The following is a 24,121-nucleotide window of genomic DNA, read 5'->3' on the forward strand; positions in this document are numbered from 1 at the left end:
CGCGTGATGCATATCTATTTTTAAGGAGGAAACGCTATTACTGCTGCTGTTTTGTTGACTGGCTAATGTCATCGCTATCTTTTTTGATTTCTTTTAACGCCGCCAGAATAGCCGGTGGTTTTGCAGCGCTGATGGCTGCGGCAAGTACAATCAGGTCAGCGGTTAAATCGATAAACATAGCAATATTTTTGATATTTTTAAGCCGCTGCTTGGCAGTTCCTATGGTGTCCATCATACTTTTTTGCGACTCAGCCAATTCTGCTACTACACAATTGGCCGCATCGATATACAACCCGTTTGCTTTTTGGCGAAGGATAATCTCATCCTGAAAAATAAGCTGGGCATCAGCGCGCTCAATTTCTTTGCGTTTTATCGCCTTCATTAAACGTTCGTGAATAACATCTGCGCAACCAGTGAGTTCTGCAGCAACTGCTTCGACTTGCGTTGAGGTAGCTAGCGCCATAACGGTCTCCTGTATGTCCTTTTAATTGCGGTTATTACATCGATTCAATATGTTTGTTGATGTCTTTGATATCGCGTGAAAATTGTTTGAGCGAATCCTTAATGTCTTGTTTGGAGAGCTTATCCAAATTGTCAAATAACAATTGGTGCCCTCTCGCAATCGTTTGGATTCCTTTTTTCGCCTCCCGATATTTTTTATCGGCCTGCTCATACTCAAATGCTTTGGTTTGCTGGTGCGCACGAGCAAGTGTTGCAAGAAGCTTTCCCTCTGATTCATCCACAAATGACAGCTCTACCTCCAACAATCCGTTAATGGTCTTCCATTCGTTCTCGTTTGTTTTTTGATAATAATCGACTAATTTTTGCATCCCATCCAATGTGGTTTGCAACGGCTCATTGCCCTCCTTGATAAAATCCCTCACTGCATATTGCTGGTAAGCCGATGTCGCCCATTTTGCGAGAATTTTGGCAAGGCCGGAAATAGCATCGGCTTGGGTTTTATCAATACCTAATTCGGGATAGGATTTTATCCCCGATGAAAGTGAATCAATATTCGGTGAAACATCAAACGATTTATCACCCGCCAATTTGGCCAAGGTCTGCATATACGCAGCGGCAGTTTGATGGATTTTTAGCAGGTCTTCATAAGCTGCTTTGCGACGGGCATCATTCTGCTGCGCCAATTGCGCAGCCTCGCCCGACACATAAGGTTGCTCGCGATAATAAGTATCGCGAAAACGTGTGGTTAGTTCCGTGTATCCCGACAATGCAGCCGACTGGCCAGCAAAATCCTGAACCTCTTTGAGATTCGTGCAGCCCAATAGTAAAAGGGTAAGCGTGAACGCGATGGTAATGCGAAAAAATTTCATTAACTGCCTCCTTGTATATTTTGCGATCTATATTTTGCGATGTAGATTCTGTAAAACGCGATTTGCGTTATTTAAAGCGGGACTTTAACCAATCGATCACATCAGATGCATTTTGGTTGGGCGGAAAGACCGGGTAAAACACTTTGATGACTACACCGTTTTCCACAATCAGGGTCAATCGTTTTATCAGTACCCGCCCGTTATATTCAAACCTGGGCAATGCCAGTGCTGCCGCAAACCCAAGTGAAGAATCGTTCAATAACTCAAAGGGTAAATGCAAACGGGAAACGGCTTCTTGTTGCGCATCCAGAGGTTGTGAGCTCGCACCAAAGACTTGAACGCCCATATTATTAAATTCGCGATTCAGATCCCTGAACGCGCAGGATTGCGGTGTACACCCACGCGCACCCGGGATGTCATTCCAACCAATCATCGGTGGTGCATCCGGGTGCCCGATCAAAGGATAAAAATATACAACAGTAACACCGACTTCTGTTGCTAAATTAATAAGCCGCCCTGATGTACTTGATAGTTGCATCGACGGCAGCTGAAAACCAACCAAATGGTTGCAAGCACCATCATCGATTGGAATGGGCAATCCCTCGGGTAAAACTGATAAGTCTTTCATCCTATTATGTCCATTAAATTCCCATTCGGAAGTCTTTAACGCTTTCGTGAGTCAGGGAGATATTTTCAAACAGGGTTTTGTTGCCATCACCTATCGGTGATTGTGAACTGACACCCACCCAAATAACCTTGGGATATTCATTTTTATATAACTTCGCCAAATTCCAGTTCTTGTTGTCTTGCGAAAAATAAAATGCAATGGTTTTTGAATCAGAGGAAATTTTCAAATACACCGACGGCTGGCCAATGTTCTGGTGATTATTGTCATCCGAGGTTTCAATTGTCCGGACACTGACAATCCGGCTAACCGCCCTTTCATCCCGCTCGAATGCAAATTTCTGCCACAACGTAGACGATACGTATACATATAACGCACCTGCATCATACGTCTGCTTGAACTCGGGGCTCACTTTTGCAGTTAACGTAAATGGTTTTGCATTATCTACTTTGGCAAGCAACACAGGCGCATTACCTACCGCCTCCCCAGTGCCAGGGTCGTTAAAAAAATCTTTTTTAGCGTCGCTCGTTAAGGTGACCACATCACTATCAACCACCGTATTTTTTTCTGCACCATTCAGACATTTGGTAAAGGTCACTCCAGACAACTTGATGGAGCATGAATCACCTGCGCCAGCCATGACACCAGAGGTGATTATCGATAACACAGTCACTCCCAGCATCTTTCTGTAGAAGACTGCTTTCTTGCTTGCCAAGCTGCAAACAGTAGTGATGGCATGTTGTTTTGTGAAAACTCTGTCAGTGCGCATGGTTGACCTCAAAAAAAGATGAATGGATAACCGTAAACCGAGCTTAATTAAAGACTACAGCCAAGCCAGATGCCAGCACTACGCATTACAAATCAAGAATGCGCGCGCACGAGTTAGCCTTGGGGCGCAACTGTCGCTTGCGTTTGCGCTTGCGGTTCCGCTGACAACTCCGGCATCAGTTTACGCCACCATTTAACATTCGCTTGTACACGCTCTTGCAGTGCCGCGAAAGAAATCACTTGGCCAAACACAGGTGTAAATAATCGTGAATTGGTAGCAATTGCTGCGCTATTCACACGCTCTAACGGGTCATACCAACTGTGAAACGCCAGATCAAATGTGCCATTGTGCACCGGCACCATCACGTGACCTTTGAGATCAATGTGTGCTTGCACACTTTCCTCCGGGGTCATATGGATATCTGCCCAGTCATTATCATAAGCGCCCGTTTCGATGAAGGTAATATCGAACGGACCATAGCGGTTGCCAATTTGCTTAAAACCATCGAAGTAACCCGAATCACCACTGAAAAAAATAGCCGCGCCTTCCGTTTTGATAACCCATGAGCCCCATAAAGTACTGTTGCGATCACTCAATCCGCGCCCGGAAAAATGTTGCGTCGGTGTAAACGCGACAAGTGCGTTGGGTGTTGGCAATTCTTGCCACCAATCAAAACGTACAATTTTTTCTGCCGCAATACCCCATTTTTCCAAATCGCTCTCCACCCCCAAAGGTACTAAAAATTGTTGGGTTTTAGCGGCAAGTTTTTTAACAGCAGCCTTATCCAAATGATCGTAATGGTTATGGGAAATAAGCACCTTGCTAATGGGTGGCAGTTCATCTAACGCGATGGGAGCCTGATGGAAACGTTTGGGGCCAAGAAAGCGAAACGGTGATGCACGCTGGGCAAATACCGGGTCCAATAACCAATATTCGCCATAGATTTTTAACAAAATGGAGGAATGCCCGAGTTTGATGAAATGAACATCCGTATTGGATAGCGCATCTAACTGCGCGCGAGTCACCTGCTCGACTGGCACTGTGTGCAATGGCGTTTTATTAACACCTCGCTCAAAGAAAAAACGCTTGGTAATTTCCAATGTTTTCAGTAACCCCGGCTGTGGTGATTCATGGGTGTTGTGAAAACGCCCCTCTTTAAATTGACTTGCCTGGGTTAAAGACTCCGGATTCACACTTGCCATAATATTTGTATTCACAGCTCCAACTCCCAAAATGATGACCACAATGCTGACTGCCAACCCAGCAGTGATTTTTGCCAACCTACGCATGACTGCACCCAATAATCGATAATGTCTGTACTTCACAATAATTAAACTACACCGTGCAGTTTACATATTATTGACAAGAAGTAAACTGACAAGTGCAACTTTTTACGAGAGGCGCTAGAATATCGATGCAAATCAAGAGGTAAGTGATGAAACTGACAGACCAAAAACGCATGCAGATTCTGGATGCAGCAGAAGAGCTCTTCCACAGTGCAGGAGTGGAAAACACCAGCATGGATCAGCTCGCACTGCATGCGCAGGTATCAAAACGCACGGTGTACAACCATTTTGCGACTAAAGACGAGCTGTTTCAGGCCATTTTGCAGCGCATGATTGAAAAGCTATCCCAAGGAGCTGAACTGCGTTTTGATCCAAACATCCCTATCGCGTCACAGTTGACGCAGATCGCCCGTGATGAAGTCGCACTGTTAAGTTCAGACGCATTTTTACGGGTCGCAAAAATCGCCATCATGCAGGTGATGCAGCGGCCTGAATTAGCAAAACAGATGAACGAAAACGCGATGGGATGCAAACGCTATTTGGAGACATTCCTGGCAGATGCCTGTACGGCAGGCATTTTAAAAATTGACGATATTCCATTCGCCAGCAAACAATTTGTATTCCAACTGAAATCGTTTGTGTTCTATCCCTCGCTATTTGGATTGGAGCAACAAACTCACGCAATACATGAAAAAATAATCACCGAAGCGGTGGCCATGTTTTTGGCGCGTTATCAAAAAAGATAATCTGCTATTTACAGCACAAATGCTCCCTACTTCCGTCGGATATGCATTGGTATATCAGGTAACGCCAAACGCAACTTTATGTAGCGTAGAGCTGAAATTGAATAAACCCTCGAATAAAAAACCGCCTCAGTTGCCTGGGCGGTTTTTTTATTTCATCTGCTTTTGTGCTGGCAGATTAGAGAGCGATTACGTTTTCAGCTTGTGGGCCTTTTTGGCCTGGCTTTACGTCAAACTCTACTTTTTGGCCTTCCGCCAGGGTTTTGAAACCTGAGCCAGTGATAGCACTGTAGTGTACGAATACATCTTGACCCGCTTCACTTGCAATAAAACCGAAACCTTTTGATTCGTTGAACCATTTAACGGTGCCTGTACTTCTAGCCATATAAACCTCGATGCTCTTTATCAAATAAAAATGAATACCCCAAGTGGAGCTTTGCTGGCGGATTCAGATGTTACTTATGTAGAACAAACCGAGGTGCTAATAGATTTACTGCTAGAACAACGAGGTGATTTACTATAAATAATGCTGCGAAATGGCCAGCCAACCAAATATATTCCCACCATCCATTCATGTAAAGTGGTTATTTTTACGACCAATATTGAGTATTTGGTTATAAAGCACAGGGATAGCAGCAAGGCATGCGGCAATTTGCCGCGCGCGCATTGTCACCAAGCGCACTAATATGCAGTTAATAGGTATTTACGTATCTATTGTCTTTTCACTTTTACCGGGTTTTCCGGTTAATCTCCTTCGGGCTGGCTTCCAGCCCCTTTTTACCTCTCCAGGATAGCTCTTGCCATCACTAGCATGGTGCTTGCCGTCACCGCCTATTTACCCCCTACCCTAAAGCTGCAACAATCGCTTTATCGCTATTTTCCTCACGTTTTGCAGGGATATACATTCACGAGGCCCCTCATGACCGCCAAACAATTGATTATTAAACCCCAGGATGCTAACTGCCCGCATGACAAACGTGTGAGTTGCGGCAATTGCCGATTGAACACTATTTGCCTACCCATCAGCTTGCACATTGACGATATTGACAGGCTTGATGGCATTATCCAGCGCGGTAAACCTCTGCAAAAAGGTGATTATTTATACCGGGCAAATGATGCTTTTGGATCGGTATATGCCATTCGCTCTGGTTGCGTTAAAGCGATTACCTTGAGCGACAATGGCGAAGAACAAGTGACCGGTTTTTATTTGCCGGGTGAAATTGTGGGCATGGATGGTATTGCCGACAATCGTTACACCAATTCTGTGATCGCATTGGAAACATCATCTGTGTGTGAAATTCCATTTGAACGGATGGAAGAGTTGAGTTTGCAAATCCCCAACTTGCAACGTCATTTTTTCCAACTCATGAGCCGTGAAATCACGCAAGACCAGCAAGTCATTACGTTATTAAGTAAAAGCAGTGCTGAAGAACGGATCGCTGCACTACTGTTGAGCATTTCAAGCCGTAATAGCCGCCGCCAGCTATCGGCGAATGCGTTTCGCTTGCCGATGTCGCGCACTGATATTGGTAACTATTTGGGTTTAACCATCGAAACCGTTAGCCGCATTTTGACGCGCCTGCAAAAACAAGAGGTCATTGCAGTCGATAAAAAAGAAATCCAGATTGTAAACATGGAACAATTACGCAACATAGCTAATGGCAATACAAGCTGCTGATAGCTCAGCAATAACTGACGAGCAACAACTATGATCGACCAAGCACGTTTGGAAAAAACACTCGCCGCATTCGACGCTGCCAATTTACAAGACCCGAATACTGAAATAGTGGATGGAAATGCTGTCGCGAAGGAATGGATTTACGGACAGCGAATGAGTGCACAGCTTGTACTCTTTTGCGAGAACCCATCTGAAGCCCTGCAGCTCGCTGCGCGCAGCCAGCATATTTGCCGTTGGAAGATTCCGCGCAGCGATTACCCGATGGACAGAAGTGGTTATAAAAAGTGGCGGCTCGACCTCGCCCAAATGCACGGCGATATTGCGGGCGATATCATGTCTGAACAAGGTTACGATGAAATAACCATAGCCCGTGTCAAAGATCTTTTACTCAAACGCAGCTTAAAGCGCGACGAAGAAGTGCAAGCACTTGAAGATGTTATCTGTCTGGTATTTATCGAGTTTTATTTGGAAGACTTTGCGCGCAAACACGATGAAGATAAGCTGATTGATATCATCCGCAAAACATGGAACAAAATGTCTGAAAAGGGCCATGCTGCCGCCTTAAAACTGCCACTATCAGAAGGCATGCTTGGGCTGGTAGGTAAAGCATTGGCTGCGTAACTCCTTTTCTCTAATCACCCTACTTCATCAACATTAATAAAAGGAAAACACTGTGTATCTAGCCCTTAAACATTTGCACTTAACGTTTGTTGTTTTATCGTTGCTCGCCTTTTTTATTCGCGGCATCTGGTTGTTTATGGGCTCAAGTATGCTCACGAAAAAGTGGGTTAAAATTCTGCCGCATATCATTAGTTTGGTTTTATTGGCGAGTGGTATCGCTGTTGCTGTACATCTGGGAATGTCACCCGGTAGTCAGCCATGGTTGATGGCTAAAATTATCGGCTTGGTTGTTTATATCGCGTTAGGTGTAGCCGCATTTAAAGCAGCGAACCCAGTTACACGCAAAGCCTGTTGGGTGGTTGCACTACTGGTATTTGCCTATATCACCAGTGTTGCTGTAACCAAAACGCCCTTGGGATTTTTTGGTTAGTATTGCAAAACTCACCTCTTTGCCTCTCCGCTCCCCCGACCTTTTTGTCGGTTGTGCATCAGGATCCAGGATTCTGATGCACAGCTCCCTAACACTTCTCCCTTTCCCACTTATCTCGCTGCTACTTCTATAGTATTCACCAGCAATTTGCGTGTGCCTTATCAGGAAACGCTCTATGCAAAGACAATTTTATTTACAATACTTGACGTATCTTTAAAAGTGATTTATATCACAGTCTAGTGAACAAGCCTTATATAACTTTAATAATCGGTGAGCCCTAATGAAAAAAATAACTTTGACCATTCTCTTATTAGCATTGTCCCCACTAGGCTTTGCCTGTGATGAAGCATGCAAACGCGCAAAAGCAGAAGCGGCCAACAACGTGAAGTTTGCCAGCTACCTGAACGCAAAATACTGCAAATCAACAGGATTGGATTTTTTGATGCAAGGCCGCAAGAGCTTGCAGAACTACCGCGACAAACAACTTGCAACCGCACACCGCGGCGGTGCCAAGAATATCCGCAATTTTATTTTGCAACGTAAAGATTGGCTGCAAGAATGCGATAACTATTTAACGTTGACAGAGCAAGGCCGCATTTTCCGCGATAAAGAGAGTACCGATAAAATCATCTCTGCAATGACCGGCACAGCAGATGAGTTACAAAAAATTATGATGCGCCCTAAATCCGATGTAGAAAGTTTGGAATTGGTTACAGCCCCTGCAGCATTGAAGTTTGATGAGCTATTCAAAGCAGTCGATGCACACTATCTGGAGCTGCAAAGACGCGGTTTGCTTTAATCTGATTGGATCTATACGAAAACACCATAAAAAAACCGGCAAAAGCCGGTTTTTTTATGGGTGATTTTGAACATTATCGCAGCGCTATCATGAACTCTTTTTCAAGGACAGTACCGAACGCTGCGGTTTGTCAGGGCGCTCGGCAAAACGTTTGGCCAACTCCTCACGCGCTTTGATTGCTTCCGACTTTGCATCTTGTTGTGGACTTGATTGCCATGACTTGGGCGCATTACCACCGGCTTTTGCCAGAAACTCCAAACCCGAGCGCAATAGACGGGCTTGATCCACAAAACTGATCCCGTCCGGGAATTTGCCAGGATAAACTTCTGAAGGATCTTTTGGATTACCTTCAATGCGAATGCTAAATCCGCTGGCATGAGTTGCGGTGCCGCTCGCTACATCCGCTGTCCAATCATCAAAATTCATAGATACCACTGAGTTTTATTAAAAGGTTCGGCATTAAAGCATAATCTAATTATGTGACAAAATAGCTAATTGTCATTTGTTAATGAAACTTTTACAGCAGTGGTCGAGCGACGGCGCTGCTCCTCACGATGCTCCAATTTTTGTGCACGACGTAATTGACGCTCGGGTGGCAGTACACCTATGTGACCTTGATTGCGCTGTTTAGCTAATTCAATTTGTTTTTGTCGTTCACTGAAACGGGTCATCTGTTCCGGGGTCAGCTTGTCGTAGCAACGCGGGCAGCAAACACCCAGCATGTAATGTTCTGAAAGCTTATCTTCTTCCGTGATTGGAAAACGGCAGCCGTGGCATTGATCGTAAATACCTTTTTCCAATTGATGATTGACCGCCACACGGTTATCAAACACAAAACATTCACCGCGCCACAAACTTTCTTCTTGCGGCACCTCTTCCAGATATTTCAGGATACCGCCTTCAAGATGGTAAACCTCTTCAAACCCCTGCCCTTTTAAATAGGCAGTAGATTTCTCACAGCGAATACCGCCGGTACAAAACATCGCAACTTTTTTGTGTTTGGCAGGATCAAGATTTTCGGCAACGTAAGCCGGGAACTCACGAAAAGTTTCGGTTTTAGGATCTATCGCACGCTCAAAGGTACCTATCTCATACTCATAGGCATTACGAGTATCGATGACCACGACATCCGGATCACTGATCAATGCATTCCAGTCTTTTGGTTTTACATAGGTGCCTACAATCGCCTGTGGATCTATACCTTCCACGCCCATAGTGACGATTTCTTTTTTCAGTTTGACCTTCATACGATAGAACGGCGGCTCATCATAGAAAGACTCTTTGTAACTGAGGTTTTCAAAACGGCCATCTGCTTTCAAAAAAGCCGCCAAACCATCAATGCCTGCACGGGTTCCGGATACAGTTCCATTAATGCCTTCTTCGGCAAGCAACAAAGTTCCTTTGATTCCCAATTCATCGCACAGTGCTTTCAAGCGAGGAGCAAGGGTTTCGTAATCTGGCAATCGAACAAACTTATACAGGGCAGCAACAACAACTTGACTCATAGGGATCACTTATACGGGTTTCTATTTACAGACACTAAATTTACGGGCACTAAATTACAGGCAATTAAGGGCTGACGATGGCCGGTTTTTCGCAGGACGCGCATTATAGGCGTTTATTTTTTGCACAACCAGAAAATTTTACTGATCGTGTTTACTCCCGCCAAGACACTGGGGTGATGCAGGAAACTGACCATTGGATTGCCATTCTTCCGGGCTGAAGGTGTGTAATGCCAAAGCATGAACACCGGTTTTCAGCTCATCAGCCAGGCAGGCATAAATAGACTGATGGCGCTGCACCTGGCGCTTACCGGTAAAATCAGGTGATACAAGAACAACCTTGAAATGCGTTTCGGAACCGGGAGGCACCGAATGCATATAGCTCTCATTGATGACTTCGAGATGTGCAGGCTGAAAGCCCACACGGAGTTTATCGAGAATACGCGTTTCAACAGGATTCATAGCAGGCACCATCACACAAGATCAACGACCAGGTCAGTCACCCAGACCAGTAACATAAGGCAGCATGCTGATCGGAATAGCATTTTGCTATCCAACAAAGTCCGCCTATGCAAAAAAATATGCCGCATTTTAACGGCAAAGATCTACACTGTGTTGACTTGGAACAAGTCGCCGCTGTTTAAATTCAGGCGATGATGCTCCCCTGACTGTTATCAGACACACCGACTATGAGCGACCATAAGTTTTTTATCGACAGGCGCAAAGGCAATGACCGCAGGTTGGATAGCGACCCCTGCAAAAACATGCCATTGGATTTGTACCATCGTAAACGCCGCAAATCCACGGAACGCCGCAGTGAGCGCAGCATCGCCGAGGATTATCAGGCGTTTTTAAACAGTAGCGAAACTAACCCGACCAAGCACTGATCGGGCTAAGCATGAAGAAGCGGGGCTAACTGAATGCACCCGGACTTGCGATGGCGCGGATTAATGTCGGCACGCAGCCTGTCTGCTGTTGATATTGCGCCTCTACCGCCACCATAAGCTGCGCAATTACTGCTGCAGGCGCAACGGCAACAACACAACCACCAAACCCCCCACCTGTCATACGCGCACCTGCTTTGCCATCACCGGCTTTTTGCAGGATTTCCACTAATGCATCAATCGCCGGTGTAGTGATGTTGAAGTCGTCGCGCATGGATGCATGTGACTCCGCCATTACCTTTACCAAGCCAGTCAAGTCACCCGCTGCCAATGCATCTGCAGCAGCCAATGTGCGCTGGTTTTCAGTCAGTACATGGCGCGCACGGCGGAAGCTGAGTTCATCCAATTGCTGCTCTGCAGCCAGAAGCTGATCCAAACTCACACCACGCAGGGAAGATTGGTTAAAAAATCGGGCAACCTGCTCACACTGCAGACGACGCTGGTTGTACTCACTATCCACAAGGCCGCGTTTGACACCACTGTGGACAATCAGGATTTCCCAATCGGCAGGTACAGGAACTGTGCGAACCCCAAGATCCTGACAGTCGATTAGCAGGGCCGCATTAGCTTGGCCTCGCGCTGAAATCAGTTGATCCATAATGCCGCAGTTACAACCGACAAAATGATTCTCGGCTGCCTGGCCTATCAATGCCGCTTGCGTAGGCTCTACTGATTCACCGCTCAAGCTGGTCAGCGCGCGGATCAGAGCCATTTCCAGTGATGCGGAACTACTCAGACCTGCACCCGATTGCAGATCACCGGCAATATAAAGATCTCCACCAGCAAGTTGGAAACCCGCTTTGCGCAGCTCCTGCACAACACCGCGGATATAATTATTCCAGGGCGCATCCTGGTCATGCGCCTGCTGTGCATCCAAATCAACAAAAGCAATTTGTTGATTAATGTTATGTGCCACTACACGTAACTGGCGCTCAGCGCGCGGCGCAAACGCAATGTAAGTGTGGTAGTTAATAGCCGCAGGTAGTACAAAACCACCGTTGTAGTCAGTATGTTCTCCAATCAGGTTTACACGGCCGGGAGCCTTTACGCACCCACTGGGTGCGACATCAAAATACTGTTCAAATAATTCGCTCACACGAGCATTGGATAGAGTCGTCATGCTCGTCTTACCTCAAGCGAAAATGGATAGGGCTTTGCTCACGTAAACGTGCAGCAGCTTGTTCGGGGGACAAATCGCGCTGCGGCTCGGCTAACATCTCGTAACCGACCATAAATTTACGCACACTCGCGCTGCGCAACAGTGGCGGATAAAAATGCGCATGCAATTGCCAATGTGCGACAGATTCGGTATCAGCAGAGCCAGTATTAAAAGGCGCGCCGTGCCAGCCCATCGAATAGGGGAATGAGCACTCAAACAGATTGTCATAACGCGCCGTCAAATCGCGCAGAATCTTGCCCAAACTGAGTTGTGCTGCATCGCCCAACTCGGTAATACGCGCGCAAGGCCACTTGGGCAATAACAGGGTTTCAAATGGCCAGGCCGCCCAAAAAGGCACCACCACCAACCAATCATCATTTTCCACGACTACCCGTTCACTGGCAGCCGATTCTTTGCGCGCGTAATCCAGCAACAGCGAAACACCTTGTTCATGCAGATATTCTTGTTGCTGTTGATCTTCTTTGGCGACAAGGCTGGGCAGCTGCGACTGAGCCCAAATCTGCCCATGAGGATGCGGATTGGAACATCCCATCACCGCACCTTTATTCTCAAAAATTTGCACACTGGGGTAGGTTTTCCCCAAGTCTGCCGCCTCATTTATCCAGGTGTGAATTACTGCCTGCATTTCCTCATCGCTCAACAGCGGCAAGGTTTTGCTGTGATCGGGCGAGAAACAAATAACGCGGCTGGTGCCGTGCTCGGCTTGAATCCGGAATAAAGGATCAGATGTGTCTGGCGCATCGGGCACCGATGGCATCAGCGCCGCAAAGTCATTGGTAAATACGAATGTGGTTTTGTAATGAGGGTTCAGCTCCCCGCCTGCGCGCGCATTCCCCGCACACAGATAGCAGGCAGGGTCATGCGCAGCCGATTCAGGCCATTGGTTCAACTCCTGCTGCCCCTGCCAGGGGCGCTTGGTTCTGTGGGGCGAGATCAACAACCACTCACCCGTAAGCGGGTTATAGCGGCGATGAGGATGCTCATTGACCGAAAATGTCTCTTTCATGTTGGATTCTTATCTGCACATATAAATATGATAATTAACAATATGCGTAATTTACAGTAAAGCTTTATTACCTGCAATCCGTCAAAAGAGATTCATCCATAAATTTATTTTGCACATAAAAAAACCCCGGCAATAATCACATTGCCGGGGCTTGTTGCAATTAAGCAAGATCAAGCAAAACGGTTGTACGCGATGATTCCCCACACAATCGCCAACAGCATCAAACTGATAAACACCAGTGCTGAACCAATATCTTTGGCGCGCCCGGATAATTCATGGCGCTCTGATCCCGTGCGATCTACCACCGCCTCTACAGACGAGTTAGCCAACTCTGCCATTAACACCCAAACCACGCTGCTAATTAATAGTATGAGTTCAATATGGGTCTGCGCCAGCCAGAATGCAGCCGGAATCAAAATAATTGCCAGCACCGCTTCCTGACGAAAAGCAGCTTCATATTTCCATACCGCGGCAAAGCCTTTCATCGAATAACCAAAAGCATCGATGATGCGCGCCACACCGGTTTTGCCTGGCTTACCCATTGGTTTATCTCCCGATAAAAATTTGTAGATAGTGAGTGGTTTTCAAGTTCACAAAATAGTCACACAAGAATGTTACTAATACATGGACGCCAGTGATCCGCTGGCACGATTTCATCTGCAACTCATTTACAGGCGGTGAATCATGAATACTTTTTTACAGCGCGTCCACCATTTGGATACATTGGCATTCTTGTGGGTACATGTGACTAAAGGGTTTCAATGTCGTCGCTCTATCAGGCTGATTTCACACACAGGCGATGGCCCGGTTTATTTTATTATTGCGCTCGCATTACTGATGTTTGAGCCCTACATGGGCGCAACATTTTTTTGGGCCGGGATTATTGCGTACACGTTTGATGTGAGCTTGTATTTACTCCTGAAGAATCTCATCAAACGCGATCGTCCTGCAGTAAAAATTTCCAGCTATCAAGCGTGGATTACACCTTCTGACCAATTCAGTTTCCCTTCCGGGCATACCGCTGCTGCGTTTTTATTTGCTTGTCTGGTTCTGAATTTTTATCCCGTTTTTGCCATACCTTGTTTCATTTGGGCCAGCGCAATTGGTATTAGCCGTGTGCTGTTAGGCGTGCACTACCCGACTGATCTTGTTGCAGGCGCATTACTAGGTAGCGCTTGCGCTTTCTGGGGAATTTACTTGCATTCATTGATGGTAGCACTGCACTGATTTTATTTAATGCATGTTTAATCCACTTCATCAACTCCGAAAATTTTTATCAAGTGAGAACACATGAAAATATTGTATGGGGTTCAGGGGACTGGTAACGGCCACACGACTCGCGCCCGTATTATGGCGAAAGCATTTGCAGCCGTTGGTGCCCAAGTTGACTGGGTTTTTTCAGGGCGGGAGCGCGATAAATTTTTTGATATGGAAGTCTTTGGTGATTTTCAGTCTTATCGCGGTATGACCTTTGCCACCCAAAACGGCAAAATACAATTTTTCAAAACCATGATGACATCCAATATTGCGCAGCTTTATCAGGATGTTAAAAAAGTGAATGTCGAAGGCTATGATTTCATTATCAATGATTTTGAACCTGTATCTGCCTGGGCCGCCAAACGCGCAGGCAAAAAAGTCATCGGTATCTCTCACCAAAATGCCTTTTTTTACAATATCCCCAAGGTAGGTAACAATCTCATTGTAGATTGGTTTATGCATAACTTTGCGCCCGTGACACTACCTGTGGGTTTGCACTGGCATCATTTCAACCAACCGATATTACCGCCTTTGGTAGAAGCATCTCACTACCCTAATGTGTCCACTCCCAAGCATTATCTGGTCTACCTTCCGTTTGCCGGGCTCGATGACATAATGCCGCAATTGCGCGAATTTCCGGAATACGATTTTTTTGTTTATCAGCCTGTTGATGCCGCTTACGATGACGGACATATTCATGTACGCCCGTTTTCGCGCGAGGGTTTCCAGCTGGACTTGCACCGCTGCGAAGGTGTTATTTGCAGTGCGGGATTCGAATTACCCAGTGAAGCGATTCATCTGGGGAAAAAATTATTGGTGCAACCCGTGGCCGGACAAGTTGAACAAAAGTCCAATGCCATCGCACTTGAACAATTAGGTTATGGCAAAGCAACAAAACGTTTTGATGTTGCAACACTGCGTGAGTGGCTACCGCAAAAACCACCAGCACAGCCGCGCAACTATCCAGATGTTGCCAAGGCATTAGTGAATTGGTTGATGCAAGGTGGCAGTGAAGATATCAGCGGATTGCAGCAACAATTATGGCAGGAAATACTCGCGCAACCGACAGCAGATTCGCGTTTGGTTGAAAGTACTTAGCGTTAATCGAACGAAATTTTTTGCCGATTGGATTTGATGGTGCTGCGCTGGGTTTTTGCATCCATCCGACGCTGCTTTGATGAAAATGTCGGCTTGGTCGCACGGCGCAGTTTTTCAACTTTTACTGCCTCAAGAATAATTTCCTGTAAGCGCGCCAACGCGTCTTCACGGTTTTGTTCCTGGGTCCGGAAACGCTGCGCTTTAATAACGAGCACACCATCATTGGTGATGCGCTTATCGCCTAACGCCAACAAGCGCGCTTTACAGAATTCACTGAGTGATGAGCGAGGAATATCAAACCGCAAATGTATCGCACTCGACACCTTGTTGACATTTTGCCCGCCCGCGCCTTGTGCGCGCATGGCCGTGCATTCAATTTCGTTCAGGGGAATAACAATAGAGGCGTTCACGCGCAACATATCAATGCTGCTCAACGGCCTGATAAATATGCAGGGGCTCGCGGTCATCAACCAACACTGGTTGGAGTTCATTATCCAGACGCGTACGCTGGGAATACCAACGCACAATAAGACCACCGATCACCAATCCAGCCAAACCACTCAGCGTGGTAATACCTTCATGGGCAAATTGGTAATGGGCAAGCGCCGTTGCAATCACCAATGTCAGTAACGGCAACATATACGCAAGCATCGCACCTTTAGCGACAACCTCTTCCGGAATACCGATCTGGATTTCATCGCCCAGCTGGTAATCTGCCGGATTGCGCCCTTCCAGTAACACCCAAAGATACGCCGTGTGGCCATCCCACTTGTTTATCAGCGATTGGCCACAACCCTTTTCTGCCTTGCATGAACCACAAGCGGATTTTTGGATGGTTTCCACCCAAACACCGTGCGGTTCAATCGCCATAATACGGCCAGTTTCGAGGATCATATTCCCCACCCAAAAAAGAAAGTGCCAACAACAAGAGTTAACGGACGCAAACCAAGGTGATTAACGCCCCTTTATATTTTGCGCAATTTTTTGGGCGGTGACGACAGGTATTTCCCCCACCACAGTGATGCGGTAATTTTTTCCTTGGATACTCAACGAATCCATAACTGCCAAAGTTGCGCCGCGCTGCGCCACACCTTCGGGAATAGCAGCATCCGTAGGCTCAATAAATACCGAAAATGTCGTCAAACCGTCGGTATACATCAACATCTCAATTTGATTGCGCACCTTACGTTGCCCAACGAAGGCAAAACCTGATGGAACCCAATCAATGAGCCAATGCTCAGGCTGTTTTAGTTGGGCAGGATTACATTCCGATAACTGGGAAATAGTTGAGCGCTGGGTTTGCGCAGCCGGTTGCTGCTGCAGCGAAGTGATATCGGGATTCAGTTCCAGATCGATAAATTGATAGCGCTCAAGCGCGCGAGCTGATTCATCTACCAGCCATGACTTCAGCACCAAACCTGTCTCGTTATCAATCGTTAACAACAGGCTATGACGAAAACCATCTACCGGTAATGCCAGCAACGCGGTTGCATCACGCCCGGCAACGCGTTCAGGGCCACGGATTTCAAAACGGTAAAGCTGGTCGAGGCGCGCAATGTTCGCCCCTAACTGGCTGACCTTACCTTGCAGTAATTGATCGCCCAGCGTCTCGCAACCTATGGCTTTGCCAGAGCGTAAAAATTCGCGTTCCGTACCATTGAGCTGCTGCAAGCGTTCGTGCTCTACCCCGTTTTCAACCCAGTGGAGGATCCGATAACTCTGCAGTGCAGGATTGTCTTTGTGTTGATACGTAAATGAGCCTTTGTAGTTCAGCGTATGGGGAACACTGGCCATTTTCTGCAAAAGCTCGGCAACCGCAGACGATTGAGAATTTTCCGATGACTGCTGTTCATGCTGTGCGGAAGAATGAGTATCGGAGGGAGTTACAACACCTGTTTGCGCCCAGGCACTGGAGGCAAAAAACACAGGAAGCAGCAGCGAAACACAGCAGGAAACACGTAAACCGGCACAAAAAGATAAAGGGAAACGGGCGATGGTAAACATTCTGGGCTCGATGGAGAGTGGATCAAGGGAGCAGCATAACCGCTCCACCTGTTAATGCAACGAACCGGGCGTAAAACTATTCTTCTATGAGAATGACACGGGTATACGGCAGCATACCTTGGACGCTGTTGTGGGAAGCGTTATCGGTATGTTCCTGAATAAGCTGGTTGACATAGGTGCTGATGTCTTCGTTGTAAACCGGCGCAGCTTCTTGGCGAGGCACATACATTACCCGACGGTTTTCCTGCGGGCGCGACTCGTAGCCACTTTGAACTGCAACGGTACGTGCAGATAATGCAGGTGCATTAATACCTGATGGCAAATTCACGCCTTTGGTTTCAACACTTGGGGCGGGTGTTGCTGCTGGAGTATTGGCAGCCATTTGTGCTAATTGTTGATCGACTGATTGATACTGCTGGACACCTACAATCAGTACACCGGCAACCGAGGCAGCCACTGCAACACGACCCGCTTGTTGCCACCAGCGCAAAGGCAAGGCAACAACATTTCCGCTTTCGGTAATGTTTGGGTTTGTAGCAGGAGTTGTTTTGGCGGTAGCAGAATATGCTGGTTCTTCATCAATCGCCGCACTGATCCGCGATGCAAAATCAGCGGATGCCATCACGGGCAAATCCCCTTTCAGGCCTGCACTGGCAATCTGGAAACGCGACCAGGTGGATTTAATCTCGGGGTCGGTTTCCAATGCCTTCAACAACCGTTGAATCTCCAGTTCGGATGCCTGGTTATCCATCAGTGCTGATAAGGATTCTGCAAGCATTGGGGATTGGGTTTGCTCTGTCATTCTCGCTGATGCCTCTTAAAAGATACTAGCTAGCCTGTACAAACTATTATTAATACATTGCATTCATATTTAGCCGGGAAACTGCTCCAACAAGGTGCAGCTCAGTTGCTTTTTATGACTGGACGATAGCCGATTAGTTCAAAGAATTACAAAAAATTGTGCAAATTTTTCAGGGGACTTGCATTACCCCTGCACCCTATGCTCGAAACATGATTAAAAATCTTCGACTAAGGGTTTGATACGCTTATCAATTGCCTCTCTCGCCCGGAAAATCCGCGAACGCACAGTCCCCACCGGACATTCCATCACTTCTGCAATTTCTTCATAGCTCAAGCCATCCATTTCGCGCAGGGTGACTGCTGTACGCAAATCATCCGGCAAATCCTGGAATGCCTGGGCGATCGTATCCTGCAGCTCATCGCAAAGAAGATTGTGCTCCGGAGTATTGAGCTCATGCATGCCATCGTTGCCATCAAAAAACTCGGCATCTTCGATTTCAACATCACTGGTTGGCGGACGACGGTTGCGCGCCACTATGTGATTCTTGGCTGTGTTGATCGCAATGCGATAAATCCAGGTATAAAACGCGCTGTCGCCACGAAAGTTGGGCAACGCGCGATACGCTTTAATAAACGCCTCCTGCGCCACATCTTGCGCCTCGGCATGATCACGGATAAAACGACTGATTACTGCCAATACCTTGTGCTGGTATTTAATTACTAGCAAATCAAACGCGCGTTTATCGCCTTTTTGAACTCGCTCGACCAGTTGCTGATCAACATCAGGCGCCAATTGCGCTGTCATTCTTTAACCCCCAAGTGCCCAACCAAATTGGTTACAGGCCAACTATACCAGTACACCGCCACTTATTGGCTGCTGTACTGGTTTCATCAATTTTACCCACTCGTTTATCCAGCTCGGTTACTTAACGTAATTAACTATAGTGTGAACCAAAAGTGCTGAACCAAAAGAGCATGGCTACGCGTATATGTGATTGTCAGGTTATCAGGTAAACCTATTAGCAACTGCTCGCCCATAGACCAAACCTGCCATAAAAAGTTCATCATACGATTATACGGGGTTATTAAACCGGAGGCTTGGTATACTGCGACCAAAGCCACATCCCTTTTTGCCTCGTTGTGGTTGAGATTCCTCTCATCGGATTCCTTGAATGAAAAAACACTATCAATACGATGTTTTGGTCATCGGTTCAGGTGCCGCAGGCCTTACCTTGGCACTCAGTCTGGCACAACAGGCCAAAGTTGCCGTCTTAAGTAAAAACGAAATTAATTTGGGGTCAACCTGGTTTGCACAGGGGGGGATTGCCGCTGTACTCGATGATCAGGACTCTATCGATGCGCACGTCGCCGACACACTGGTTGCTGGCGCAGGCTTATGTCATGAAGATGCCGTACGTTTTACCGTCGAGCGCAGCAAAGATGCGATCCAATGGCTGATTAACCAAGGCGTCAACTTCACCAAAGAACACAATAATGGTGATTACCATCTCACCAAAGAAGGCGGCCACAGCCATAGACGCATCATCCATAGCGCCGATGCAACCGGCCAAGCCGTGCATTCCACGTTGATTGAGCGCGTCCAAAATCAAGCCAATATCGATATTTTTGAGCATCATGTGGCGATCAACCTGATCTCCCAGGCCGATGCCAACTCGCGCAAACTGCGCTGTAGCGGCGCTTATGTGCTCGACAACAAAAATGACGCGGTTCATGTGTTCCAAGCCAAAGTGGTGGTATTGGCAACAGGCGGCGCAAGCAAGGTTTACCTCTACAGCAGCAACCCCGACAGCGCTAGTGGAGATGGCATCGCTATGGCGTGGCGCGCAGGTTGCCGTGTCGCCAACATGGAGTTCAATCAATTCCACCCGACCTGTCTGTATCACCCACGCGCGAAAAACTTTCTGATTACCGAAGCCTTGCGTGGCGAAGGTGCTTACCTGCGCCTGCCCAGCGGCGAACGTTTTATGCCGCGTTTTGATGAACGCGAAGAACTGGCTCCGCGCGATATAGTTGCACGCGCGATTGACCATGAGATCAAACGCTTGGGTTGCGATTGTGTTTATCTGGATATCAGCCATAAATCCGAAGAATTTATCAGCGAGCACTTCCCCACCGTGAAAGCCCGTTGCCTTGAGTTCGGCATTGATATCACCAAAGAGGCCATTCCTGTAGTTCCAGCCGCACACTACACCTGCGGCGGGATTGTGGTGGATAACAATGGCCAAACCGATTTACAGCATTTGTATGCGATTGGTGAAACCTCGTTCACCGGATTGCATGGTGCCAACCGTATGGCGAGTAATTCCCTGCTGGAATGCATTGTGTACGCGCAGTCAGCAGCGCAGCACATCCTTGCCAAGCTTGGTGATATCCAACCACCCGATTTATCGCCCCAATGGGATGCCTCACGAGTCAGGGATTCCGATGAAGATGTTGTGATCTCACACAACTGGGATGAGTTGCGTCGCTTCATGTGGGACTACGTGGGGATTGTGCGCACCCACAAGCGGCTGGAGCGCGCGACGCATCGCATCAAACTGTTACAAAAAGAAATTGCCGAGTATTACAGCAATTACAATGTCAGCAGCGACTTGATCGAACTGCGCAACCTCGCAACGGTGGCAGAGTTGATTATCCGTTCAGCCAACGAGCGTAAAGAAAGCCGCGGTTTGCATTTCTCACTGGATTATCCCGATAAATCACCTATTGCACGCGACACTATTCTGGTGCCAACCAATTTTGCCGGGCAAGACGTGATTGTTAGTAAGGACTATTAATTAACAGGTAACAGGCGATTAACCTTTCGGTATCAGGCATGCGTGCAGCCATCGGCGCAAGCAAGCATTGTCTGATGCCGTCAGCGCATCGCTAAAAATAGGCAGTGTGATTACTTTTCCGGTCTGTGGATTACGCAGCGGCAAGATGATGATCCAAGGCCAACATAAAACCGGGCCTGCTAGCTGTAGGGATGCCGGCGTATGAGCACTTGCAGAACCATACATCCAGCGCCCTCCCTCGCCATTGTCTCCTGTAAACGCTAAAAAACCTGTTGGCTCTTGCGCAAGCGAGCGGGTATAAGCGCGCCACAATCCCCACCACAGCACTACCAATAAAATTAACCACGCCGGTTGCGCAACGATAAATGGATACAATGCCATTAGCAGCGCGAGCGCGAATGCGCTGTAGGCACAGCGATAGAAGCGCACTAAAAAGCGGGAGGAATGAAACACGACCGCCGCTAATTGCGGCAGCGGTTTGGAAGTATGAGCAGCATCAGCGGTTGAATCAGCTGTCTTTTTTCTGAAGCCCGGTATTTGCACGAATAATATCCACAATCCGTTGTAGTTCAGGGTTGGCAGGATTTTCACGACGCAGGAACCAGGCAAACAAATCCTGATCCTGCTCTTCCAGCAACAACCAATAACGTTCCTTATCGCTTTGTTCCAATGTCGGGTACACATTTTCCAGAAATGGCATCAACACCAAATCCAACTCCAACATGCCGCGCCGACTACCCCAAAACAAACGATTGATATCCACACCAGTACCTGTATTTTGCTTTAGTAAGGGCCGGCATTATAAACGAGCAATAGGCTCACCGCGCCACTGTTGTGGTCAACATGTGTAACCAACATGCTGGACTTAAACATGACAGCTATTAAAAACCATACTGCGTTGCGATAATCTTCTCTTCGTATTTGCTTTTATTCATTTTTATCCGTTATTCATGATTCATACTGCTGGTAATTATTTGTTATGACATCCCCCGCTGCTCACCAAAATATCCGGGTAAAACTGGAAAACAGTCAACTGCTGCTCATCTCTGGAGCGGATGCAGGAAAATTCCTGCAAGGCCAAGTCACCTGTGATGTGCGTGAGCTGGCCAACCCCATCACCCGGCTTGGCACACAATGCAACCCCAAGGGCCGTATCCTGTTAAGTTTTCGCGCGCTGCAGATGGATGCGGAAACCATCGCTTTGCGAATTCCAACATCAATGTTGGATAAAGCAAAGGTATCGCTCGGTAAATACATTGTGTTTTCAAAAGCCAAACTGGTGGATGCGCGCGACCGTTATCAACTGCTGGGGCTTTATGGTGAAACCGCAGACGAGGTTGCGGCGCAATGGTTTGGCAAACTGCCCGCTGAAATCGACGGTTGGGTTGAGAAAGATGGCAGCTACCTTATCCAATTGGCAGCAAACCGCTATGAATGCTGGATGTCATCGGAACATATCGAACGTATTACCCAAGGGTTTGCAGCACAAACGGTCGAGCAGGACATCAACGCCTGGCAATTGCTCGATATACAAGCCGGTATCGCCAGCATCATTCCCGAGACCATTGAACTCTTTACGCCGCAAGAGATTAATTACCAGTTAATCGGCGGGGTTAATTTTCGCAAGGGCTGCTACACCGGCCAGGAAATTGTGGCGCGCCTGCATTATCGCGGCAAACTCAAACGCCATATGTACCGCTTTGCCAGTATCGGACAAACATTACCCGCGCCAGGCAGTGTATTGGTCAATTCAAAAACCCAGCAAGCATGTGGTCATCTCGTTGCGGCTGCCTCCACAGAAGGCAATTCATTTGAAATGCTGGTATCGCTTCTGGATGAACAATTGGATGAGGTACAACTGGAAGGCCGCCCGGAAAAATTAAGCCTGATGCCGCTTCCCTATGCTATACCTACAGCAGAAGAAAAAACTGAATAGGCTTATGTAGGATCAAGAATGAACCCCATTGTTGAGAAAGTCCGCCAGGAAATCATCACAGCGATCAAAAACGATCAGCTTGTATTACCCACCTTGCCGGAGGTTGCCCTAAAGGTCAGGGAAGTCGCCGATGATCCCGATGCCGATATTGAAAAATTAACCACTGTAATTGGCAATGATGCTGCATTGAGTGCGCGGATTATTCGCGTTGCCAACAGCCCGCTTTTACGCGCCAGCCGCGCGATTGAAGATTTACGTACCGCGCTTATGCGCTTGGGCATTCAGTACACCTGCAATATCGCGACAGGTTTGGCGATGGAACAAATGTTTCAGGCGACATCCGATTTAGTCGATATGCGCATGCGTGATGTCTGGAGCCGCTCCAGTGAAGTCGCAGGCATTAGCCATGTATTGTGCAAACATTACACGCGCCTGCGTCCGGATCAGGCAACCCTCGCAGGCTTGGTGCATAAGATCGGGGTTTTGCCAATCCTGACTTACGCAGAAGACCACCCGGCATTACTCAAAGACAGCCTGACACTCGATGCTGTTATTGACCAATTGCACGCACCGGTTGGCGATTTGATTTTGAAAACCTGGGGCTTTCCCGAAGAAATTGCGCATATTCCTTCGCAACACATCAATTTCACGCGTGATGTACCAAAAGCTGATTATGGCGATATCGTCACAGTGGCTATGCTGCAAAGCTATTTGGGCACAGATTCCCCGATGGGCAAAGTGGATTACAACAAAGTAAAAGCCTTTGACCGGCTCAAACTTGACCCTAATATGCACATTAGTGAATCTGAAGATTTGAGTGGCGAGATGGAAGCGGCGATGTCATTGTTGCTGTAAACGAAATGTAATAAAAATATGGGCAGGCGGTTCCAACCGCCTGCCCATTATTTTCTTTTTTGTATTGCAATATCACTCAAGCGCGCGTTGCATCCGAACGGATAAACAAATACACCATCGCGATTAATGCCACCAAAACCAACAGTGAACCTCCACTCAACAAAGGCTCAAGTTGTTCGCCCGAAGCAAATTTTCCGTACAGAAGAAATAACCCGGAAAGCATCGCGAGCACACCAACCTGATGCAGATAAAATTGCACGCGCGCCAAAATACCGTGTCCGTTCGTCAGCCATAATTTATGACACAGCGCATAAATAAATGTCACTACAAAACCCAGTAACATAATGTGCGCATGGGTAACCAACTGGCTGTGATTGTGGGTTGCTGCCATCACAATTCCCAACAGTATTCCCAATACTGCGTAAATAAATCCAGTAATTGCAAACTTCCTATCCATT

The 24,121-nt window shown here is 47.2% G+C and carries 31 protein-coding genes; 11 read left to right on the plus strand and 20 right to left on the minus strand.

What is annotated here, in order from left to right; translation table 11 throughout:
• Positions 1 to 37: 37 nt before the first annotated feature.
• From VC28_RS08020 to VC28_RS08040, 5 genes are all read right to left on the minus strand, one after another.
• Positions 38 to 463, minus strand: a complete 426-nt coding sequence (locus tag VC28_RS08020; RefSeq protein WP_049630185.1) for a hypothetical protein — start codon at positions 461 to 463, stop codon at positions 38 to 40.
• 34 nt (positions 464 to 497) lie between these two features.
• Positions 498 to 1,331 (minus strand): hypothetical protein, encoded by an 834-nt coding sequence (locus VC28_RS08025; protein ID WP_049630186.1) that lies wholly within the window; start codon positions 1,329 to 1,331, stop codon positions 498 to 500.
• 67 nt (positions 1,332 to 1,398) lie between these two features.
• Positions 1,399 to 1,959, minus strand: coding sequence for a peroxiredoxin (locus VC28_RS08030; protein ID WP_049630187.1), 561 nt, complete (start codon positions 1,957 to 1,959; stop codon positions 1,399 to 1,401).
• Between the two features lie 13 nt (positions 1,960 to 1,972).
• Entirely contained in the window at positions 1,973 to 2,623 is a 651-nt protein-coding gene (locus VC28_RS08035) for a DUF1349 domain-containing protein (RefSeq protein WP_197085498.1), read from the minus strand.
• Between the two features lie 215 nt (positions 2,624 to 2,838).
• On the minus strand, positions 2,839 to 3,942 hold the full coding sequence (locus VC28_RS08040) for an MBL fold metallo-hydrolase (protein ID WP_049632254.1): 1,104 nt from the start codon (positions 3,940 to 3,942) through the stop codon (positions 2,839 to 2,841).
• A 218-nt stretch (positions 3,943 to 4,160) separates the two neighbouring features.
• On the opposite strand from VC28_RS08040, the gene VC28_RS08045 reads away from it, so the two are divergent.
• A complete protein-coding gene (locus VC28_RS08045) occupies positions 4,161 to 4,757 on the plus strand; it encodes a TetR/AcrR family transcriptional regulator (RefSeq protein WP_049630188.1) in 597 nt (198 codons plus the stop codon).
• 175 nt (positions 4,758 to 4,932) lie between these two features.
• Here VC28_RS08045 and VC28_RS08050 read toward each other — a convergent pair whose 3' ends face one another.
• Entirely contained in the window at positions 4,933 to 5,139 is a 207-nt protein-coding gene (locus VC28_RS08050) for a cold-shock protein (RefSeq protein WP_049630189.1), read from the minus strand.
• A 534-nt stretch (positions 5,140 to 5,673) separates the two neighbouring features.
• Between VC28_RS08050 and fnr the strand changes: the two genes are divergently transcribed.
• From fnr to VC28_RS08070, 4 genes are all read left to right on the plus strand, one after another.
• Complete coding sequence (gene fnr, locus VC28_RS08055; protein WP_049630190.1) at positions 5,674 to 6,432, plus strand: fumarate/nitrate reduction transcriptional regulator Fnr; 759 nt, start codon at positions 5,674 to 5,676, stop codon at positions 6,430 to 6,432.
• A 30-nt stretch (positions 6,433 to 6,462) separates the two neighbouring features.
• A complete protein-coding gene (locus tag VC28_RS08060; RefSeq protein WP_049630191.1) occupies positions 6,463 to 7,053 on the plus strand; it encodes a DUF4202 domain-containing protein in 591 nt (196 codons plus the stop codon).
• A gap of 52 nt (positions 7,054 to 7,105) precedes the next feature.
• Positions 7,106 to 7,483, plus strand: a complete 378-nt coding sequence (locus tag VC28_RS08065; RefSeq protein WP_049630192.1) for a SirB2 family protein — start codon at positions 7,106 to 7,108, stop codon at positions 7,481 to 7,483.
• 280 nt (positions 7,484 to 7,763) lie between these two features.
• The gene (locus tag VC28_RS08070; RefSeq protein WP_049630193.1) at positions 7,764 to 8,282 is read left to right on the plus strand and encodes a hypothetical protein; all 519 of its coding nucleotides are present in this window, start codon (positions 7,764 to 7,766) and stop codon (positions 8,280 to 8,282) included.
• An 87-nt stretch (positions 8,283 to 8,369) separates the two neighbouring features.
• On the opposite strand, the gene VC28_RS08075 is transcribed toward VC28_RS08070, so the two are convergent.
• The 3 genes from VC28_RS08075 to VC28_RS08085 all read right to left on the minus strand — a co-directional run bounded on the left by VC28_RS08075 (position 8,370) and on the right by VC28_RS08085 (position 10,246).
• Positions 8,370 to 8,708, minus strand: coding sequence for a hypothetical protein (locus VC28_RS08075; protein WP_049630194.1), 339 nt, complete (start codon positions 8,706 to 8,708; stop codon positions 8,370 to 8,372).
• A gap of 65 nt (positions 8,709 to 8,773) precedes the next feature.
• On the minus strand, positions 8,774 to 9,787 hold the full coding sequence (locus VC28_RS08080) for an oxygen-dependent tRNA uridine(34) hydroxylase TrhO (protein ID WP_049630195.1): 1,014 nt from the start codon (positions 9,785 to 9,787) through the stop codon (positions 8,774 to 8,776).
• A gap of 138 nt (positions 9,788 to 9,925) precedes the next feature.
• Positions 9,926 to 10,246: a BolA family protein gene (locus tag VC28_RS08085; protein WP_049630196.1), complete on the minus strand. Its 321-nt coding sequence runs from the start codon at positions 10,244 to 10,246 to the stop codon at positions 9,926 to 9,928.
• Positions 10,247 to 10,473: 227 nt separating this feature from the next.
• Here VC28_RS08085 and VC28_RS08090 point away from each other — a divergent pair, with 227 nt between their 5' ends.
• A complete protein-coding gene (locus VC28_RS08090) occupies positions 10,474 to 10,671 on the plus strand; it encodes a hypothetical protein (RefSeq protein WP_049630197.1) in 198 nt (65 codons plus the stop codon).
• Positions 10,672 to 10,696: 25 nt separating this feature from the next.
• Here the strand turns inward: VC28_RS08090 and galK are convergent, their stop codons facing one another.
• The 3 genes from galK to VC28_RS08105 form a co-directional block, all read right to left on the minus strand.
• Complete coding sequence (gene galK, locus VC28_RS08095) at positions 10,697 to 11,848, minus strand: galactokinase (RefSeq protein WP_049630198.1); 1,152 nt, start codon at positions 11,846 to 11,848, stop codon at positions 10,697 to 10,699.
• 7 nt (positions 11,849 to 11,855) lie between these two features.
• Positions 11,856 to 12,914, minus strand: a complete 1,059-nt coding sequence (locus VC28_RS08100) for a UDP-glucose--hexose-1-phosphate uridylyltransferase (protein WP_049630199.1) — start codon at positions 12,912 to 12,914, stop codon at positions 11,856 to 11,858.
• 170 nt (positions 12,915 to 13,084) lie between these two features.
• Positions 13,085 to 13,456: a diacylglycerol kinase gene (locus VC28_RS08105; protein ID WP_049630200.1), complete on the minus strand. Its 372-nt coding sequence runs from the start codon at positions 13,454 to 13,456 to the stop codon at positions 13,085 to 13,087.
• Positions 13,457 to 13,598: 142 nt separating this feature from the next.
• Here VC28_RS08105 and VC28_RS08110 point away from each other — a divergent pair, with 142 nt between their 5' ends.
• Complete coding sequence (locus VC28_RS08110) at positions 13,599 to 14,141, plus strand: phosphatase PAP2 family protein (RefSeq protein ID WP_049630201.1); 543 nt, start codon at positions 13,599 to 13,601, stop codon at positions 14,139 to 14,141.
• A gap of 63 nt (positions 14,142 to 14,204) precedes the next feature.
• Positions 14,205 to 15,269 carry an MJ1255/VC2487 family glycosyltransferase gene (locus VC28_RS08115; RefSeq protein ID WP_049630202.1) on the plus strand — a complete coding sequence of 355 codons (1,065 nt, stop codon included), beginning with the start codon at positions 14,205 to 14,207 and terminating at the stop codon, positions 15,267 to 15,269.
• Positions 15,270 to 15,271: 2 nt separating this feature from the next.
• On the opposite strand, the gene arfB is transcribed toward VC28_RS08115, so the two are convergent.
• From arfB to rpoE, 5 genes are all read right to left on the minus strand, one after another.
• Positions 15,272 to 15,688 carry an alternative ribosome rescue aminoacyl-tRNA hydrolase ArfB gene (arfB, locus tag VC28_RS08120; protein WP_049630203.1) on the minus strand — a complete coding sequence of 139 codons (417 nt, stop codon included), beginning with the start codon at positions 15,686 to 15,688 and terminating at the stop codon, positions 15,272 to 15,274.
• Position 15,689: 1 nt separating this feature from the next.
• Entirely contained in the window at positions 15,690 to 16,163 is a 474-nt protein-coding gene (locus VC28_RS08125; RefSeq protein ID WP_049630204.1) for a SoxR reducing system RseC family protein, read from the minus strand.
• Positions 16,164 to 16,223: 60 nt separating this feature from the next.
• Positions 16,224 to 17,273 (minus strand): MucB/RseB C-terminal domain-containing protein, encoded by a 1,050-nt coding sequence (locus VC28_RS08130; RefSeq protein ID WP_082191452.1) that lies wholly within the window; start codon positions 17,271 to 17,273, stop codon positions 16,224 to 16,226.
• A gap of 76 nt (positions 17,274 to 17,349) precedes the next feature.
• Positions 17,350 to 18,075 (minus strand): sigma-E factor negative regulatory protein, encoded by a 726-nt coding sequence (locus VC28_RS08135; RefSeq protein ID WP_082191453.1) that lies wholly within the window; start codon positions 18,073 to 18,075, stop codon positions 17,350 to 17,352.
• A gap of 213 nt (positions 18,076 to 18,288) precedes the next feature.
• On the minus strand, positions 18,289 to 18,879 hold the full coding sequence (rpoE, locus tag VC28_RS08140) for an RNA polymerase sigma factor RpoE (protein WP_049630205.1): 591 nt from the start codon (positions 18,877 to 18,879) through the stop codon (positions 18,289 to 18,291).
• Positions 18,880 to 19,246: 367 nt separating this feature from the next.
• On the opposite strand from rpoE, the gene nadB reads away from it, so the two are divergent.
• Positions 19,247 to 20,872, plus strand: coding sequence for an L-aspartate oxidase (nadB, locus tag VC28_RS08145; RefSeq protein WP_049630206.1), 1,626 nt, complete (start codon positions 19,247 to 19,249; stop codon positions 20,870 to 20,872).
• Positions 20,873 to 20,890: 18 nt separating this feature from the next.
• Here the strand turns inward: nadB and VC28_RS08150 are convergent, their stop codons facing one another.
• Positions 20,891 to 21,325 carry a protein YgfX gene (locus VC28_RS08150; protein ID WP_156184301.1) on the minus strand — a complete coding sequence of 145 codons (435 nt, stop codon included), beginning with the start codon at positions 21,323 to 21,325 and terminating at the stop codon, positions 20,891 to 20,893.
• A gap of 55 nt (positions 21,326 to 21,380) precedes the next feature.
• Positions 21,381 to 21,635 (minus strand): FAD assembly factor SdhE, encoded by a 255-nt coding sequence (locus tag VC28_RS08155; protein ID WP_049630208.1) that lies wholly within the window; start codon positions 21,633 to 21,635, stop codon positions 21,381 to 21,383.
• A 216-nt stretch (positions 21,636 to 21,851) separates the two neighbouring features.
• Here VC28_RS08155 and VC28_RS08160 point away from each other — a divergent pair, with 216 nt between their 5' ends.
• Both VC28_RS08160 and VC28_RS08165 read left to right on the plus strand, forming a co-directional pair.
• Complete coding sequence (locus VC28_RS08160) at positions 21,852 to 22,808, plus strand: CAF17-like 4Fe-4S cluster assembly/insertion protein YgfZ (protein ID WP_049630209.1); 957 nt, start codon at positions 21,852 to 21,854, stop codon at positions 22,806 to 22,808.
• 18 nt (positions 22,809 to 22,826) lie between these two features.
• A complete protein-coding gene (locus VC28_RS08165) occupies positions 22,827 to 23,663 on the plus strand; it encodes an HDOD domain-containing protein (RefSeq protein ID WP_049630210.1) in 837 nt (278 codons plus the stop codon).
• Positions 23,664 to 23,739: 76 nt separating this feature from the next.
• Here the strand turns inward: VC28_RS08165 and VC28_RS08170 are convergent, their stop codons facing one another.
• A complete protein-coding gene (locus VC28_RS08170; protein ID WP_049630211.1) occupies positions 23,740 to 24,120 on the minus strand; it encodes a hypothetical protein in 381 nt (126 codons plus the stop codon).
• Position 24,121: the final 1 nt, after the last annotated feature.

Source organism: Cellvibrio sp. pealriver (assembly GCF_001183545.1).
Classification (GTDB): domain Bacteria; phylum Pseudomonadota; class Gammaproteobacteria; order Pseudomonadales; family Cellvibrionaceae; genus Cellvibrio.

What these genes read in the sequence shown, in the direction of transcription:
- VC28_RS08020 (WP_049630185.1), bottom strand. Translation starts at nt 463, where the DNA reads ATGGCGCTAGCTACCTCAACGCAAGTCGAAGCAGTTGCTGCAGAACTC.
- VC28_RS08025 (WP_049630186.1), bottom strand. Translation starts at nt 1,331, where the DNA reads ATGAAATTTTTTCGCATTACCATCGCGTTCACGCTTACCCTTTTACTA.
- VC28_RS08030 (WP_049630187.1), bottom strand. Translation starts at nt 1,959, where the DNA reads ATGAAAGACTTATCAGTTTTACCCGAGGGATTGCCCATTCCAATCGAT.
- VC28_RS08045 (WP_049630188.1), top strand. Translation starts at nt 4,161, where the DNA reads ATGAAACTGACAGACCAAAAACGCATGCAGATTCTGGATGCAGCAGAA.
- VC28_RS08050 (WP_049630189.1), bottom strand. Translation starts at nt 5,139, where the DNA reads ATGGCTAGAAGTACAGGCACCGTTAAATGGTTCAACGAATCAAAAGGT.
- fnr (WP_049630190.1), top strand. Translation starts at nt 5,674, where the DNA reads ATGACCGCCAAACAATTGATTATTAAACCCCAGGATGCTAACTGCCCG.
- VC28_RS08060 (WP_049630191.1), top strand. Translation starts at nt 6,463, where the DNA reads ATGATCGACCAAGCACGTTTGGAAAAAACACTCGCCGCATTCGACGCT.
- VC28_RS08070 (WP_049630193.1), top strand. Translation starts at nt 7,764, where the DNA reads ATGAAAAAAATAACTTTGACCATTCTCTTATTAGCATTGTCCCCACTA.
- VC28_RS08075 (WP_049630194.1), bottom strand. Translation starts at nt 8,708, where the DNA reads ATGAATTTTGATGATTGGACAGCGGATGTAGCGAGCGGCACCGCAACT.
- VC28_RS08080 (WP_049630195.1), bottom strand. Translation starts at nt 9,787, where the DNA reads ATGAGTCAAGTTGTTGTTGCTGCCCTGTATAAGTTTGTTCGATTGCCA.
- VC28_RS08085 (WP_049630196.1), bottom strand. Translation starts at nt 10,246, where the DNA reads ATGAATCCTGTTGAAACGCGTATTCTCGATAAACTCCGTGTGGGCTTT.
- VC28_RS08090 (WP_049630197.1), top strand. Translation starts at nt 10,474, where the DNA reads ATGAGCGACCATAAGTTTTTTATCGACAGGCGCAAAGGCAATGACCGC.
- galK (WP_049630198.1), bottom strand. Translation starts at nt 11,848, where the DNA reads ATGACGACTCTATCCAATGCTCGTGTGAGCGAATTATTTGAACAGTAT.
- VC28_RS08100 (WP_049630199.1), bottom strand. Translation starts at nt 12,914, where the DNA reads ATGAAAGAGACATTTTCGGTCAATGAGCATCCTCATCGCCGCTATAAC.
- VC28_RS08105 (WP_049630200.1), bottom strand. Translation starts at nt 13,456, where the DNA reads ATGGGTAAGCCAGGCAAAACCGGTGTGGCGCGCATCATCGATGCTTTT.
- VC28_RS08110 (WP_049630201.1), top strand. Translation starts at nt 13,599, where the DNA reads ATGAATACTTTTTTACAGCGCGTCCACCATTTGGATACATTGGCATTC.
- VC28_RS08115 (WP_049630202.1), top strand. Translation starts at nt 14,205, where the DNA reads ATGAAAATATTGTATGGGGTTCAGGGGACTGGTAACGGCCACACGACT.
- arfB (WP_049630203.1), bottom strand. Translation starts at nt 15,688, where the DNA reads ATGTTGCGCGTGAACGCCTCTATTGTTATTCCCCTGAACGAAATTGAA.
- VC28_RS08125 (WP_049630204.1), bottom strand. Translation starts at nt 16,163, where the DNA reads ATGATCCTCGAAACTGGCCGTATTATGGCGATTGAACCGCACGGTGTT.
- VC28_RS08130 (WP_082191452.1), bottom strand. Translation starts at nt 17,273, where the DNA reads ATGTTTACCATCGCCCGTTTCCCTTTATCTTTTTGTGCCGGTTTACGT.
- VC28_RS08135 (WP_082191453.1), bottom strand. Translation starts at nt 18,075, where the DNA reads ATGACAGAGCAAACCCAATCCCCAATGCTTGCAGAATCCTTATCAGCA.
- rpoE (WP_049630205.1), bottom strand. Translation starts at nt 18,879, where the DNA reads ATGACAGCGCAATTGGCGCCTGATGTTGATCAGCAACTGGTCGAGCGA.
- nadB (WP_049630206.1), top strand. Translation starts at nt 19,247, where the DNA reads ATGAAAAAACACTATCAATACGATGTTTTGGTCATCGGTTCAGGTGCC.
- VC28_RS08160 (WP_049630209.1), top strand. Translation starts at nt 21,852, where the DNA reads ATGACATCCCCCGCTGCTCACCAAAATATCCGGGTAAAACTGGAAAAC.
- VC28_RS08165 (WP_049630210.1), top strand. Translation starts at nt 22,827, where the DNA reads ATGAACCCCATTGTTGAGAAAGTCCGCCAGGAAATCATCACAGCGATC.
- VC28_RS08170 (WP_049630211.1), bottom strand. Translation starts at nt 24,120, where the DNA reads ATGGATAGGAAGTTTGCAATTACTGGATTTATTTACGCAGTATTGGGA.